13 protein-coding genes and 1 riboswitch are annotated in these 14,395 nt (G+C 64.9%); of the genes, 5 read left to right on the top strand and 8 right to left on the bottom strand.

The window, feature by feature from the left end; translation table 11 throughout:
* The first annotated feature begins 125 nt into the window (after positions 1–125).
* Positions 126–635 (top strand): sterol desaturase family protein, encoded by a 510-nt coding sequence (locus tag BM194_RS02035; RefSeq protein WP_092843129.1) that lies wholly within the window; start codon positions 126–128, stop codon positions 633–635.
* A gap of 19 nt (positions 636–654) precedes the next feature.
* Here the strand turns inward: BM194_RS02035 and crtB are convergent, their stop codons facing one another.
* The 5 genes from crtB to fni are packed head-to-tail and all read right to left on the bottom strand — an operon-like array spanning position 655 to position 6,637.
* On the bottom strand, positions 655–1,593 hold the full coding sequence (crtB, locus tag BM194_RS02030) for a 15-cis-phytoene synthase CrtB (RefSeq protein WP_092843127.1): 939 nt from the start codon (positions 1,591–1,593) through the stop codon (positions 655–657).
* Positions 1,590–3,083 (bottom strand): phytoene desaturase, encoded by a 1,494-nt coding sequence (locus BM194_RS02025; protein WP_092843125.1) that lies wholly within the window; start codon positions 3,081–3,083, stop codon positions 1,590–1,592. The genes crtB and BM194_RS02025 overlap by 4 nt, the downstream gene beginning before the upstream one ends.
* Positions 3,080–4,282, bottom strand: a complete 1,203-nt coding sequence (gene crtY, locus BM194_RS02020; RefSeq protein WP_092843123.1) for a lycopene beta-cyclase CrtY — start codon at positions 4,280–4,282, stop codon at positions 3,080–3,082. The genes BM194_RS02025 and crtY overlap by 4 nt, the downstream gene beginning before the upstream one ends.
* Positions 4,279–5,583 carry a glycosyltransferase gene (locus BM194_RS02015; protein WP_092843121.1) on the bottom strand — a complete coding sequence of 435 codons (1,305 nt, stop codon included), beginning with the start codon at positions 5,581–5,583 and terminating at the stop codon, positions 4,279–4,281. Before BM194_RS02015 ends, crtY begins: the two co-directional genes overlap by 4 nt.
* Positions 5,576–6,637, bottom strand: a complete 1,062-nt coding sequence (gene fni / locus BM194_RS02010) for a type 2 isopentenyl-diphosphate Delta-isomerase (RefSeq protein ID WP_092843119.1) — start codon at positions 6,635–6,637, stop codon at positions 5,576–5,578. Before fni ends, BM194_RS02015 begins: the two co-directional genes overlap by 8 nt.
* A 176-nt stretch (positions 6,638–6,813) precedes the next feature.
* Between fni and BM194_RS02005 the strand changes: the two genes are divergently transcribed.
* The 4 genes from BM194_RS02005 (at position 6,814) to BM194_RS01990 (ending at position 11,618) form a co-directional block, all read left to right on the top strand.
* Positions 6,814–7,764, top strand: a complete 951-nt coding sequence (locus BM194_RS02005) for a polyprenyl synthetase family protein (protein ID WP_092843117.1) — start codon at positions 6,814–6,816, stop codon at positions 7,762–7,764.
* A gap of 101 nt (positions 7,765–7,865) precedes the next feature.
* Positions 7,866–7,982: riboswitch (TPP riboswitch) on the top strand.
* Positions 7,972–9,363, top strand: a complete 1,392-nt coding sequence (locus BM194_RS02000) for a sodium:solute symporter family transporter (protein ID WP_092843115.1) — start codon at positions 7,972–7,974, stop codon at positions 9,361–9,363. It overlaps the preceding riboswitch by 11 nt.
* 68 nt (positions 9,364–9,431) lie before the next feature.
* Positions 9,432–11,123: a dihydroxy-acid dehydratase gene (gene ilvD / locus BM194_RS01995; protein WP_092843113.1), complete on the top strand. Its 1,692-nt coding sequence runs from the start codon at positions 9,432–9,434 to the stop codon at positions 11,121–11,123.
* A gap of 6 nt (positions 11,124–11,129) precedes the next feature.
* Positions 11,130–11,618: a metallophosphoesterase family protein gene (locus BM194_RS01990; protein ID WP_092843111.1), complete on the top strand. Its 489-nt coding sequence runs from the start codon at positions 11,130–11,132 to the stop codon at positions 11,616–11,618.
* Positions 11,619–11,645: 27 nt separating this feature from the next.
* On the opposite strand, the gene BM194_RS01985 is transcribed toward BM194_RS01990, so the two are convergent.
* From BM194_RS01985 to BM194_RS01975, 3 genes are all read right to left on the bottom strand, one after another.
* Positions 11,646–12,317 (bottom strand): hypothetical protein, encoded by a 672-nt coding sequence (locus tag BM194_RS01985; RefSeq protein ID WP_092843109.1) that lies wholly within the window; start codon positions 12,315–12,317, stop codon positions 11,646–11,648.
* 92 nt (positions 12,318–12,409) lie between these two features.
* Positions 12,410–12,892: a methylated-DNA--[protein]-cysteine S-methyltransferase gene (locus BM194_RS01980; RefSeq protein ID WP_092843107.1), complete on the bottom strand. Its 483-nt coding sequence runs from the start codon at positions 12,890–12,892 to the stop codon at positions 12,410–12,412.
* Between the two features lies 1 nt (position 12,893).
* Positions 12,894–14,273 (bottom strand): DNA-3-methyladenine glycosylase 2 family protein, encoded by a 1,380-nt coding sequence (locus BM194_RS01975; RefSeq protein ID WP_092843104.1) that lies wholly within the window; start codon positions 14,271–14,273, stop codon positions 12,894–12,896.
* Between the last annotated feature and the right edge of the window lie 122 nt (positions 14,274–14,395).

Genomic DNA, 14,395 nt, shown 5'->3' with positions numbered 1-14,395 from the left:
CGCCTTCGGGCGGCGGTTTTTATGTACAGCGAGAAAATGAAACTCTGCGGGTTTGTCCTGTCGAAGTACCGTGTGAGCTTGTACAGTAGCGGTACAGTGTCCTGCCAAGGCCGGGAGCGAGATCGATGAGCTATGTCCTGAATATCTTGATCGTCATGCTGACGGTGGCCGGCATGGAGGCGTTCGCCTGGTTCGCTCACAAGTACATCATGCATGGCTGGGGCTGGGCGTGGCATCGCTCGCATCATGAGCCACACGACTCGCCCGAGCGTAGCGGCTGGTTCGAGAAGAATGACTTGTATGCCGTGGTCTTCGCCGGTATTGCGATTGCCCTGATCGCGTTGGGTACGGCGGGATGGTATCCGCTTCAATGGATCGGCGCCGGCATGACTGCTTACGGTTTTCTGTATTTTCTCGCCCACGACGGCCTGGTGCATCAGCGCTGGCCGTTTCGCTATGTGCCTCGCCGCGGCTATCTCAAGCGCCTCTACCAGGCCCATCGCATGCACCATGCCGTGCATGGCAAGGACGGCTGCGTGTCGTTCGGTTTCTTGATTGCGCCGCCGGTGAGCACCCTGAAACGTCAATTGCGCGACCTGCATGGTGGAGCGTTGAAGCGTCAGGACGATCGCTAGGGGCCCAGACGCCAGGAGTTCAGTGCGGTCGTGTCCACAGCCCGGGCGGTCTCGGCTCGGGCGTGCCGACCCGTGAGCGCAACGCCATCGCCGAGCCCTGGGCCAGCAGGCGTAGCTTGTCGGCTCGACTGGTCGAAACCCGCGTATCCCACGCTCGGGCGCCTTGTGCCTTCACCTTGATGCCGATTTCCCGATAGACTCCGTGCGCCGTGGCGATGGCCCAGGCCGAGCGTGGCGGTAGCGCATTCAGCCCACCCTTGGCCGATTGATAGTAGGGCTCCGCCAGGTCGACCAGGCGGGCGGCCAGGCCGGCCAAGGCATCGCGATGGCTCGGGTCGGCAACCTCGTCTGCCGGGATGTCCATTTCGTGCAGCCATTCTGCGGGCAGATAGCAACGGCCGATGCTTGCATCCTCGACAATGTCGCGGGCGATATTGGTCAATTGAAAAGCCAGCCCCAGGTCGCAGGCGCGGTCGAGGGTCGGCGCGTCGCGCACGCCCATGACCATGGCCATCATCACGCCGACCACGCCAGCGACGCGGTAGCAATAGGTCAGCGTATCCTCGAGCGTCTCGTAACGGTGATGCTGCACATCCATGGCGTAGCCGTCGAGGTGATCCATGGGGTAGCGCTCGGGGATGCGGTGGGTCAGGGCAACCTGCTGGAAAGCGGCGAACGGCGGGCTTTCCATCGTCTCGCCAGCATAGGCACGCCGGGTCGTTGCGCGTAGCTCGGCCAGGCAGGACGCGTCGGCACGCTCGCCCTCGGCCTGGCCGAATCCCAATTCCTGACCGTCGATCACATCGTCGCAGTGGCGGCACCAGGCGTAGAGCATCACGGCGCTGCGCCGCGTGGCGGGATCGAATAATTGCGAAGCGGTGGCGAAGCTCTTCGAACCGGTCTGGATGGTCTGGGTGGCATGGCGTGCCAGGTCATTGACGTCGGTTGGTTCGCTCATGCGTCGAGGCGCTCCAGCATCAGGCCAGCCGTGGCCTTGGCCGAGCCGATCACGCCCGGCACGCCGGCGCCGGGATGGGTGCCGGCACCCACCAGGTAAAGATTGTCGATCCGCGCGTCGCGGTTATGCGGGCGGAACCAGGCGCTCTGGGTGAGGATGGGCTCCAGCGAAAACGCCGAGCCCAGGTGGGCGTTGAGTTCGTCGCGGAAATCCTCGGGCGTGAAGTGGCGGCAGGTCACCAGATGCTCGCGCAGGCCGGGAATGTAGTGCTGTTCGAGATACTCGAGGATGCGGTCGCGGTAGCGCGGCCCTTCGACACTCCAGTCGATGGGGGCCTTGCCCAGATGCGGCACAGGTGCGAGCACGTAGTGCGCGCTGCAGCCGGGCGGGGCCAGCGAGGGGTCGGTGACGCACGGCGCATGCAGATAGAGCGAGAAGTCGTCGGCCAGCGTCTCGCCGTTGAAGATGTCCTCGATCAGCTCGCGGTAGCGCGGGCCGAAGCACACCGTGTGGTGTTCCAGGCCGTCGGGCGGTGGCGTGTCGAGGCCGAAGTAGATCACGAACAGCGACATGCTGAAGCGCTTGCGGCCCAGCGTGCGGGCCTGGCTGATACCGCGTGGGTGCGTGCCGAGCAACTGGCCATAGGTGTGCATGACATCGGCATTCGAGGCCAGGGCGTCGGCTGGAAAATGGCGGCCGTCCTCGACGCTGACGCCGCTGACACGGTCATTGCTGACCTCGATGCGACTCACCGGGGCGTTGAGTTCGAGCTGGCCGCCGAGATCCTCGAACAGCCGGACCATGCCGCGCACCAGCGCGCCGGTGCCGCCGCGCGGAAACCACACGCCCCATTCGCGCTCCAGGGCGTGGATGAGGGTGTAGATCGACGACGTGGCGAAGGGGTTGCCGCCCACCAGCAGTGAGTGGAAGGAAAACGCCTGGCGCAGGTGCTCATCCTTGACGAAACGCGACACCATGGCGTAGACGCTTTTCCAGGCCTGCAACCTGGCGAGTTGCGGCCCGGCGCGCGCCATGTCGCGAAACGACAGGAACGGCACGGCGCCGAGCTTGCGATAGCCCTCCTCGAACACGGCGCGGGAATAGTCGAGGAACTGCCGGTAGCCTTCCACATCTTCAGGATTGCGCTCGGCGATCTGGCGTTCGAGTTCGGCCTGGTCGTTGACGTAATCGAAGGCGGGCGTGTCTTCCCAGCACAGGCGATAGAACGGCGTGACCGGCAGTAGCTCGACATAATCCTCAAGGCGCTTTCCGGCCAGCGTGAAAAGCTCTTCCAGCGCGGACGGATCGGTGATTACCGTGGGGCCCGCGTCAAAGACGAAACCGTTGTCCTCATAGACATAGGCTCGCCCGCCGGGCTTGTCGCGCTTCTCTAGCAGGGTGGTCTGGTAGCCACCGGCCTGCAAGCGGATGGCCAGGGCCAGGCCGCCGAAACCGGCACCGATCACTACGGCACGCTTGGGTTGGGTCATGGACGGCTCCTGAGCTGATGGGAACGCTGGTGCGAGGCGATATGCCGGGGATGGGTGAGTTGCACGGCCCGCGCAGCCTCGCCTATGGGTACTGGCGGTTTGCCGACGACGATGCGCAGCTTGTCGGCTGCCGTGAGCCGGCCAGCATAAAAGCGCTCGATGAGCGGCTCCGGCAGGCCGTAGAAACGCTGCATGACGCGCCAGCGCTGGTCGGCCCGTCCGGCCAGGAACAGCATGCGGTTGAGCAGGCGGAAGTATCCCTGACGGCGCCATTCCCGCTCGGCCGTGTCGCGGATGGCGGTGAACAGCGCCGGCGCGCTCAGGTCGTCAAGCCTGGCAATCTGCTCGGCGAGGCGTGCGGCGTGGGGCAGCGAGTAGCCGGTGGTGGGATGGAACAGCCCGGCGCGTAGGCCGCTGCGTGGTTGACCGTCGGCGCCGCGCCAGAAAGCATCGATGTCGCCAGCCAGGGTGATCGGCAGCACGCCGCGTTCCTCGCGAAGCACCTCTTGGATCTGCCAGCCGCTGGCCCGAGCATAGGCTTCGACATGCGCGCGCAACGTGGCTTCATCGGCCTGGGGGCCGTCGACATAGTGGGTATCCTCGATGAGCAGCGTGTCGGCACTGAACGGCAGCACGTAGACGAAGCGGTAGCCGTCGCTCTGGGCAACGCTGGCGTCCATCAGGATGGGCTGCGTCAGGCCATGCGGGCGCGCCAGGCGGACTTCCTGGCCGAGAAAGGCCTGGTAGCCCAGCGCCACGTGCGGGTTGGGGTCGACACCGCGTCCATCGATCACAGCACCAGCTTGCAGGGTGCGTCCATCGCTCAGGGTCACCCGGGTGGGCTGCACCGACTCGACACGAGTATCGGCCCATAGGTCGTTGCCGAGTGCGTCTTCCAGCGCCCGGGCGAAATCCGCCGAGAAGATGCTGGCATAACCACCGCGCAGCTGGCGCGTGCGTTGGGGAAAGATTACCCGATGGCTCGGCCAGCGGCAGCCGATCAACGGTGCCAGCCAGGCATGCTGGGCATCGTCGAGGTCACCATCATGGAATGACCAGGTGTGATTGCCGCCGGGGCGCGCATCGCGTTCCAGCATCAGCAGACGCAGCGCAGGACGCGCCTGCTTGAGGCGCAGCGCGATCAGGCCATTGGCCAGGCCGCCGCCCACCAAGATCAGATCGAAATCGGGCGTGGTCATGCGCAGTCCATCCTTCCGGCCGGCACAGCGCCGGCAAACGTGTTCTCGACGATGTCGGCCGCAGCCGGGACGCCACCGGCGGCATCGACTTGTGCGCCCAAGCGTTCCAGCGGTGCTGTGAAGCGTCCGTAATGCAGGAGTTCGTGAAGCTTCCCCGCCAGCGAGCGTGTACCGGCGAACGTCGGCGAGGTGCGCAGGCCAACCCCGGCATGCTCGATACGCGCCGCCACGCCGGGCTGGTCGAAGGCGATGGGCAGCACGAGCATCGGCGTGCGGGTCGACAGGGCGTCCATCACCGTATTGAGCCCGCCATGGGTGATCACCGCATCGGCACGTTCAAGCGCCGCGCGCTGTGGGGCGAAATCGGTGATCCAGGTCGCTCCCTCGCGCTTCAGGGTGTGGGCCTGATAGGCGCTCAGGCCACCACAATGGGCCAGCAGCAGTTGTACATCGAGGTGACGGCAGGCGCGGGCAATACGCTGGAACAGCCGGTAGCGATGGCCTTGTAGCGTGCCCAGCGAGGCGAACACCAGCGGGCGACCTTCAGCGGCCGGCAAGTCCAATGCGTCCTGGTTCATGGCAGGCGGACGCAGCGGTCCGACATGATGAAAATGGGCAGGCAAGGCACGTCGTGGCAATTCGAAGCCGGGCACCGTTTGACTGATCTGGGCGTATGGCGACAGGCACTCATGCAGCCCGTCGCGGGGCGGCAGGCCGAAGGTCTCGGCATTGACGGCGATGGCTCGGCGCAGGGGGGACATCAGGACATCGTAGACCCGCTCGCTACTGGCATACATCTTGATGTAGCGCGACCCTTGACCGAAGGCCATTGGCATCACCGGCAAGGGAATGCCGGGTTCGCGATTGACTGGCAAGGCACAGGCTACCGAGACGTAGGGCAGGCCAGCGGCCTCTGCGACCAGGCCGCCAGCGGCTTCCATCTGGTCGCACAGCAGCAGGTCGATGCCCAGTGTCCCTAGCGCTTCGGGGAGTTCACGGCAAAGCATGTCGGTGTTGGCGGCCAGTTCGCGAATCAGGCGAAGCAATCCCCACGGGCTACCGGGACTGGCGGCCAGGCGCAGCAGTCGATTCAGCGAGCCGGGAGGATGGCTAGCATGCCCGAGCGTGTGAAAACCGATGCGTGGGGCGTCGAGCCAGCGCGCGGCATCCGCGCGGTCGATGACCGTCACGCGATGGCCGCGTTCGATCAACTCGGCGGCTAGCGCCTGCAGGGCGCGGTAGTGGCTGGGAAAGGGTGGCGCGACGATCCCGACATGGATCGGCTTGGGTTCCTTAGCCATGCAGGCTGCCCAGTGCCGGATCTTGCAGGTCGACCAGCTCGGCGCGGCGCAACGCTGCCAGATCGGCGCTGCCGGTGCAGAAGCAGGCGATACGTAGCTGGTGAATCACCATCTCGAAATGGTCGATCACCGCCTGGGTGGATTGCGTGGCGCTTTGCAGCACGGCTGCCGCCTGACCGACGGCATCGGCACCCAGGCGGATCGCCTTGGCGGCATCCACCCCATCGCGTATGCCGCCCGAGGCGATCAATGGCGTGTCGGGCAGAGCATGGCGTACCGATTGCAGGGCCAGTGCCGTGGGTATGCCCCATCCCGCGAATGCCATGGCGACCTTGCGTGACGCCTCGTCCGGCGACCGCTCGGCCTCGACCGCGGCCCAACTGGTGCCGCCGGCGCCGGCCACGTCGATGACCGCTACACCGGCGTCGACCAGCGAGCGGGCGACCGAAGCGGAAATGCCGGCACCGACCTCCTTGATGACGACCGGGACGTCCAGCACCGTGACCAGGTATTCGATGGCCTCCAGGATGCCGCGCCAGTCGCGGTCGCCCCCGGCCTGAACGGCCTCCTGCAGGGGGTTGAGATGGACGATGAGAGCGTCGGCGCCGATCATCTCGACGGCCCGGCGTGCCCAGTCGATCCCGTCGCGCTCGACCAGTTGAGCGGCTCCGATATTGCCCAGCAAGGGGATGCTCGGAGCGAGCTGACGCAGGTCACGGGTCAGGCCGTGATCGCTGCCGGATTGCAGGGCCACGCGCTGTGAGCCGATGGCCAGCGCGATGCCCAGGGCCTCGGCGGCCTCGGCCAGGTGGTGATTGATGGCCTTGGCCCGTGCAGCGCCGCCGGTCATCGAACTGATCAAAAAAGGGGCCTGCAGTGTCTTGCCCAGCAATGGGGTGCTAAGGTCGATGTCATCCAGATGCAGTTGGGGCAGGGCGCAGTGAAGGAACTGGTAACGTGAAAAACCTGTCTGTCCAGGAGAGAGCGCTCGCCGGTCATCCAGCACGATATCCAGATGATCGTTCTTGCGGTTTACCAGATCGCCATCGGCCATGTGCATCTCCTGGGCCCGAGTGTTGTCGATTGCTATTGTCGCGAGGAATGCCTAACTTATACGTAACTTGTACAAGGCATGGTAATGCAATTACGAGGCTCGTCAATCGGTACCCAACGGGCCACTTCTTCAAGATAACAATGTCGCGCCTGGGTGCCTAACGGGAGTGTCACCAGATGGGTTCAATATCACATCGACCCGATGCCGGTAACATGGCCGCAAGCGAGTTTGCCGAATTGCGCCGGCAGGTCGATGCGCGCCTGGACGAGTTGCTGCCCAAGGTGGGTGGCGACGCCGTGAGCCTGGCCATGCGCGATTGCCTGCTGGCAGGGGGCAAGCGGGTGCGTCCCAGCCTGCTGGTTCTCGCTGCCCGGGGGCTGGGCCACGAGTCGCCGGCCTTGCTTGATCTGGGTTGTGCCGTGGAGATGATTCACAGCGCGTCGCTGATTCTCGATGACCTGCCCTGCATGGACGATGCCAGCCTGCGGCGGGGACGACCCACGACACACCGCCAGTACGGTGAGGATGTCGCCATGCTGTCGATGGTAGCGCTGCTGAGCCGGGCGTTCGGGCTAGTGTCGGCAGCGCCTGGCATTGCTCCTGACATACGTGCCGAGATGGTGACGCAACTCTCCCGGGCAGTCGGCGAACAAGGGTTGGTCAGAGGACAATATCAGGATTTGCATGCCGCCGAGCACTTGCTTGATGTGGATGATGTAACCACGACCAACACCCTCAAGACCGGCGCACTGTTCCAGGCGACCCTGGCATTGGCGGGGCTCGCCGCCAGTGCCTCCGCGACCGTGGCATCGCACTTGCAGTACTTCGCCCTGGCGCTCGGCCAGGCCTACCAGCTCTATGACGATCTGACCGATGGCCTGGCGGTAAACGGCAAGGATATCGATCAGGATCGTGGCAAGGCGACCCTGGTGGCCCTGCTCGGCGAACGGGAGGTGCGCCGACGCCTGGCCGGACACCTGGCCGAGGCAGATCTTCATTTGGTGGCAGTCTTCGGCGCCGATTCACCCCTCAGTCGATTCATCCATGCGCTGTTTTCCCGCGCTGAAAACCAGCCGGGAGTGGTCCGGTCGTCCGGTAAACTCGCCTTTCCCTTGACTCGCCTCTAACGCCGGGCTGTCGTGTCTTGTCAGTCTGGGTGCTTTACACTCGGCATCCCGCGACCGATCATTACCTGCAACCTGATATGCAGTCAGGCTCACAATTCATTCACTGTCGCCAGGGGTGTCCTGCCGTCCGGCAGGGCTGAGATTGTCCTTTCGCAAAGGACTGACCCTGGAACCTGATCCGGTTAATGCCGGCGGAGGAAGAGCGACATGCTTTACGCCACCCTGGCGGCGCTGGGCGCCGCCTTGCTGCTGTTTGCCATTCTCGGCCTGCGCGCGAGTCGCGCAGGCACCAACCTCGACGATTACGTCACCGCACGAAATTCGCAGGGCGCCTCGACGCTGGGCCTGTCGTTTCTGGCCTCGGGCATGGGGGCATGGATCCTCTTCGCGCCGCCTGAGGTGGGCGCCTTTGTCGGTCCCATTGCCCTGGGCGGGTATGCGCTGGGGTCTGCGCTGCCGTTCATCGTACTGGCCCTATGCGGGCCGGCGATCCGCCGTCACCTGCCCGAAGGGCGCAGCATCGGCGAATTTGCCGCCTCGCGCTTCGGCAATGGCGTGCGCCGCTATGTATCGCTGATCTCGGTACTCTACATGGCCTGCTTCCTGGCTGCCGAGCTGACCGCCATCGGCGGGATCACGGCCTTGCTGTCAGGCGTGCCGGGCGGGGTGGTCGTGGTGGCGGTCGCCATCATCACGCTGATCTACACCGCCTGGGGCGGGCTACGGGCAAGCCTGGTCACCGACCGCTGGCAGGCACTGCTGCTGATCGGCCTGCTGGCCGTGGTGGGCGTCGTCGCGTTGCAGCGCCTGCCGGCCATGCCCGCCGATGCCGCACTTCCCGGTGTGCCGACCGGGAGTGCGCTGGGCGTGGCGCTGACGCTGGTCATCGCGGTGACCGCCGCCAACCTGTTCCATCAGGGCTACTGGCAGCGCGTCTGGGCGGCCAGGAACGGGGCTGCCCTGGGGCAGGGCGCGGTACTGGGCGGAGTGACGACCGTGATCGTCGTGGCCGTGGTCGGCGGGCTGGGCATTCTCGCGGCGATGAGCGGTGTCGGCCTGGGCGAACCACCGATGCCGTTCTTTGCGCTGCTCAGCGAGGCGCCCAGCTGGCTCAAGCTGCTGGCGCTGGTGCTGGCGGTGACACTGGTCGCTTCCAGCGTGGATACGCTACAGAACGGGATTGCCTCGCTGGCTGTTGGCGATGGTCTGTCTCGCCGGGAACTGTCCTTGAATGGGGCGCGCTGGCTGTCGGTGGCACTGATGGTGCCGGTAGTGATCATCGCGCTGCAGGGCGTGTCGGTGTTGCGCCTGTTCCTGATCGCCGATCTGCTGTGTGCCACCGCGGTGGTGCCGGTGCTGCTGGGCTTGTGGTCGCGCATGAGTACCGCCGCTGCGGTCAGCGGTGGGCTTGCTGGACTGGTCGGTGCCGTGCTGCCGGGCTGGGTCGCCCAGGGTAGCCTTCAGGCCGGCCTGCTCGCGGCGAGTTTTCCCGGAGGTACGCCGACCCTGGCGCCCTTCGTCGGCGCGCTGGTGGCATCGAGTGTCGTGGGCGTGGTAGTCGCGCTCATCCGGCCAAGGCTTGCCCACCAGTACGGCTGATCGGGTTTGCAACCGCGGCGGGCGATGGCCAGACTCTGTTCTGACCATGCATGCCGCGGAGAGAGACCATGAGCGAGGAGAATTCCCAGGATCCACGTCGTCGTTATTCCAGCCCGGTCGTCGATGGGCCGGGCAAGGCCGCCAGTCGCGCCATGCTGCGCGCGGTGGGCTTCAGTGACGAGGACTTCGCCAAACCCCAGGTCGGTATCGCCTCGACCTGGAGCCAGGTTACGCCGTGCAACAGCCACATCGATACCCTGGCCGAGCAGGCGCGTCTGGGCGCTGATGCAGCCGGCGGCAAGGGCGTGATCTTCAATACCATTACCATCTCCGACGGTATTGCCAACGGCACCGAGGGCATGAAGTACTCGCTGGTCTCGCGCGAGGTGATCTGTGATTCCATCGAGACGGTGGCCGGCTGCGAAGGCTTCGATGGCCTGGTAGCCATCGGCGGCTGTGACAAGAACATGCCGGGGTGCATGATGGGGCTGGCGCGTCTCGACCGGCCCAGCATCTTTGTCTATGGCGGCACCATCCTGCCCGGCGAGAATCATACCGATATCGTCTCGGTCTTCGAGGCCATGGGCGCGCATTCGCGCGGCGATATCGACCGTATCGCCGTCAAGCAGATCGAGGAAACAGCGATTCCCGGCCCGGGATCCTGCGGCGGCATGTATACCGCCAACACCATGGCCTCGGCCATCGAGGCGCTGGGCATGAGCCTGCCCAACAGTTCGGCGCAGAACGCCGTCTCGCAGACCAAGCGCGACGACTGCCATGCGGCCGGCGAAGCGGTCCTTGAGCTGCTCGAGAAGGACATCAAGCCCAGCGACATCATGACTCGCGAGGCGTTCGAGAACGCCATCACCGTGGTCATCGCCCTCGGCGGCTCGACCAACGCCATACTGCACCTGATCGGCATGGCCAGCACCATCGGCGTCGAGTTGTCGCTGGAAGACTTCACGCGGATCGGTAAACGCGTACCGGTAGTTGCCGACCTGCGCCCCAGCGGCCATTACATGATGAGCGAGCTGGTGGCCATCGGCGGCATCCAGCCGCTAATGAAGACGCTGCTCGATGCCGGGCTGCTGCACGGTGACTGCCTGACGGTGACCGGCCGGACCCTGGCCGAGAACCTGGCCGACGTGAAACCCTACCCGGATGACCAGCAGATCATCATGCCGCTGGACAAGCCAATCAAGGCGCAGAGTCACCTGCGTATCCTCTATGGCAATCTGGCACCCACCGGCGCAGTGGCCAAGATCACCGGCAAGGAAGGCACACGTTTCACGGGCCGCGCCCGGGTGTTCGGCTCAGAGGAGGAGGCCCAGGCCCGTATCAACGACGGCACCGTGGTGGCCGGCGACGTGCTGGTAATCCGCTACGAAGGGCCCAGGGGCGGGCCGGGCATGCGCGAAATGCTGACGCCGACCTCGGCGATCATGGGGCGCGGCCTGGGCAACGACGTGGCGTTGATCACCGACGGGCGCTTCTCGGGCGGCAGCCACGGTTTCGTGGTTGGCCACGTGACGCCTGAAGCCTTCGAAGGCGGGCCGATCGCGCTGGTGGAAGATGGCGACGAGATCACCATCGATGCCGAGGCCGATGTCATCGAGGTCAATGTCAGCGACGACGAACTGGCTCGCCGCCGTGCCGCCTGGCGTCAGCCCGAGCCAAGATACCGGCGTGGTGTACTTGCCAAGTATGCGCGAACGGTGAGTTCGGCGTCGTTGGGCGCGGTAACGGACCTGCCGGAGTAGGAAGAAATGGCAGTGCCGGTGCACGAGATCGCCTCGCCAATCGGCGTGATCGCCGATACCCACGGTACGCTGCGCGACGAAGCGCTGACCATGCTCGACGGCTGCGAGCTGCTGCTGCATCTGGGCGATGTGGGCAGCCGTGAGCGTGACGAAGATATCCTGAAACGTTTGGCCGGGATGGCGCCGCTGTACACCGTGCGCGGCAATATCGACACGCCGGACTGGGCCGGGCGCCTGCCGATGACGCAGGATCTCGTCGTCAATGGCTGGCGATTGCATCTGGTCCACAATCTGGACGATTTTGACACCGGCACACCCTGCGATGCCGTACTGCATGGCCATTCCCACAAGCCGCGCAATGAATGGCAGGATAGACGGCTATTGTTCAATCCGGGCGGTGGTGGGCGGCGGCGTTTTACGCTGCCGATCACCGTGGGCAAGCTGTGGGCAGATACCCGCGGCTTGCGCGGGGCGATTCTGCACCTGCCGGTCTGAGAGCTGCAGGTGCAGTAAACCGTCTTGTTACTGGGCGCCTTCCCCCATCTGCTCACGGATCATTTGATCCATGGTCATGGCGTTTTCCGGTAGTTCGAAGGCGCTTTCGGCGGGCGAGGCCTTGGCGATTTCAGCGACTTTGAAGCGTTCGCCGAAGCGCAACATGCCCAAGTCGCGTTCGAGAACCGCCTGGCCGATCGGGTCGGCGCGCCCCATGACGGCTTGCACGTAGTTCTGGAAGGCAGTCAGCATCTCGTGGGCCAGCGGGTCGTCGCTGAGTACCAGCGTGTCTTCGTGGGTCTGACCGCCACGATCGGTCCACTCGAGACGATAGACTTTCCCTTCGATGCCGGCGACGGTCTCCGTCTCGCCGGTGACCTCCAAGGTTTCGACGGTTTCCGCCTGGCCGGCCATGGCCCCGGTGTTATCGTCCATCGAGTCGCTCATCTCCCTGAGCATGGACATGTCCATGATGAGCGGCTGTCCGCCCTGCTGGGTCACCATGTAGCCCTTGCCGTCGCGCATCAGCATGTAACCGTGCTGCTGCTGGCCGGGAAAGTCCATGCGCATCTTGTCCCCGGCCCACTGAATCTCCATCTGCATGTCCTGCTGGCTGTCGTTCGAGGCAATGGTCGCCTTGCCATCGGCGAACACCGGCGTGGCGGCGATGAGCATCAACCCTGCGAGAAGGCGTTTCATGGGTGGTCTCCGTAATAGCGTTAGTCAGTGTACGTCATGTCCACCCTAGCCAAGCCGGCCGGCGCGGCCAAGTCATACGGCGTCATTCAGCATTATTGAAGGGCGAAACCCCGGTTTGCCTGCTCATGGGCGAGAAGCCACTCCTTGCGTGCCAGGCCCCCCGCATAGCCGGTGAGTCGGCCATTGCTGCCGATCACCCGGTGGCAGGGCACGATGATCGCCAGCGGATTGCGACCGTTGGCGGCCCCCACGGCACGATGGCTTTTCGGACTGCCGATACCGGCGGAAATCGCCGCGTAGCTACAGGTCTCGCCGTAGGGTACTTCGCGCAGACGCGTCCACACCCGTTGCTGGAAATCGGTGCCTATCGGGGCGAGGGGCAGGTCGAATTCGAGGCGCTGTCCCTGAAAATATTCGCTGAGCTGCGCCTGGCAGCGTTCGATTAGCGGGTGGGGGCGAGCCGGCCGGGAAGGTGATTCGACGAACAGGATATGCGTGACGCCCTGGTCATTGGTACGTATTTCCAGCAGACCGATGGGGCTGTCGCAGGGTGGGGTCAGATAATCCACGTACATGTCAGCGATTCCACAGTTGCAGTGTCAGGTAGCTGCGCCAGGGAGCGGCAGCTTGCGGGTCAATTCGCGATTCGCTCTCTAAGGCGCCTAGAGCCTGTTTCACGCCCAGGTCGCCGGCCAGCCAGATATCGGGATGGCTGGTGCCACGCAAGCGTGCATAGTCCACCGTCCATGGGCCGATGCCCTTGAGCGCCAACCAGTGGGCCGGATCATCGACTTTCGGGGCGTCACGATACCAGGCGGCGAAGCGACGCAGTGTCTCGCGACGGGCCCCGGGCATGCGCAGAAAGGCCAGCTCGTTTTCGGCAATGGACTCGGGCCCCGGGAAGTGACGCCGTTGCTCACCAGCGCTATCGGCGAATCCGGGGCCTAGCGTCTCGACCAGCATCTGGACATGGCGCTTGGCGGCATCGATTGATACCTGCTGGCCGAGGATCGCTCTCACGCCGGCTTCGAACAGGCTCCACGTGCCGGGCAGGCGCAGCCCCTCGATTAGCGGCAGGCCGGGGGCGGCTCCTGCCAGGTGGGTTTCGATCGCCCGCGTATCGGCATCCAGATCGAGAATGCGGCGGATATTGGCCACGACCGGCTGCATGACACTCAGGTCGTCGAGTTCCAGCGTGACCCGGAACCCATGCCGCCTGGGATCGTGAATGGCGGTAAAGCATCCCTTGGTATGCTGCCAGGTGAAGCTACGCCCATAGTGGTCGTCACCGATCCACTCCAGGCCGTCGATCCTGCGCCTCGCCAGGAAACGCTGCATGACCGGCCAGGCATAGGGTGGGCGATAGGCCAGGTGAAGCGTCAGGCCACCCGTCGTGGTGCCGGCCTGTCGGCGTAGCTGACTGGGGGCCATGCCCATGTACTCGCGGAAACAGGCGTTGAAACGTCGTAGGCTGCGAAATCCGCTGGCATAAGCGATGTCGGTCACCGGCAGGCGGGTCTGGTGGAGAAGTTGCTTGGCAAACAGGCACTGCTGGTAGCGCGCATACGCTTTCGGCGAAACGCCGAAGCGACGCTGGAACAGGGCGCGGAGATAGCGATCGCCGATGCCCAGGCGCGAGCAGAGCCGGTCGAGCGAGGCGTCCTGCAGGGCGCCCGCGTCGATCAGGCGCAGGGCGCGCTCAAGCGTGGTGTCGGTGCCTTTCCAGGCCGGTGAGCCGGGGGCGCTGTCCGGACGACAGCGCAGACAAGGGCGATAGCCGGCCCTGGCCGCCTCGATGGCACTAGGATAATAATCGACGTTTCCTTCCTGGGGAGGCGTGGCCGGGCAGATCGGACGACAATAGATTCCCGTTGTCCTGACGGCAGTGAAGAACTGGCCGTCGAAGCGGGCATCGCGTGCAAGCCGTGCACGTCGGCAAACGTCGCGATCCAGCATGAGCTCTCTCCACAAACCGCTGATGACTGCATTCTACGTCAGGGTGCTCGCGAAACTCGCCGGAAACGGAACTGGTGGGCCGTGTTGCGCCATGCAGGTTATGCTAGGCGCCCCTGTTCATC

This window comes from Modicisalibacter xianhensis (assembly GCF_900113605.1).
In the GTDB taxonomy this organism is placed as follows: domain Bacteria; phylum Pseudomonadota; class Gammaproteobacteria; order Pseudomonadales; family Halomonadaceae; genus Modicisalibacter; species Modicisalibacter xianhensis.
Note: the sequence above shows the minus strand (reverse complement) of the source record. Positions and strands in the feature narration are given on the sequence as shown.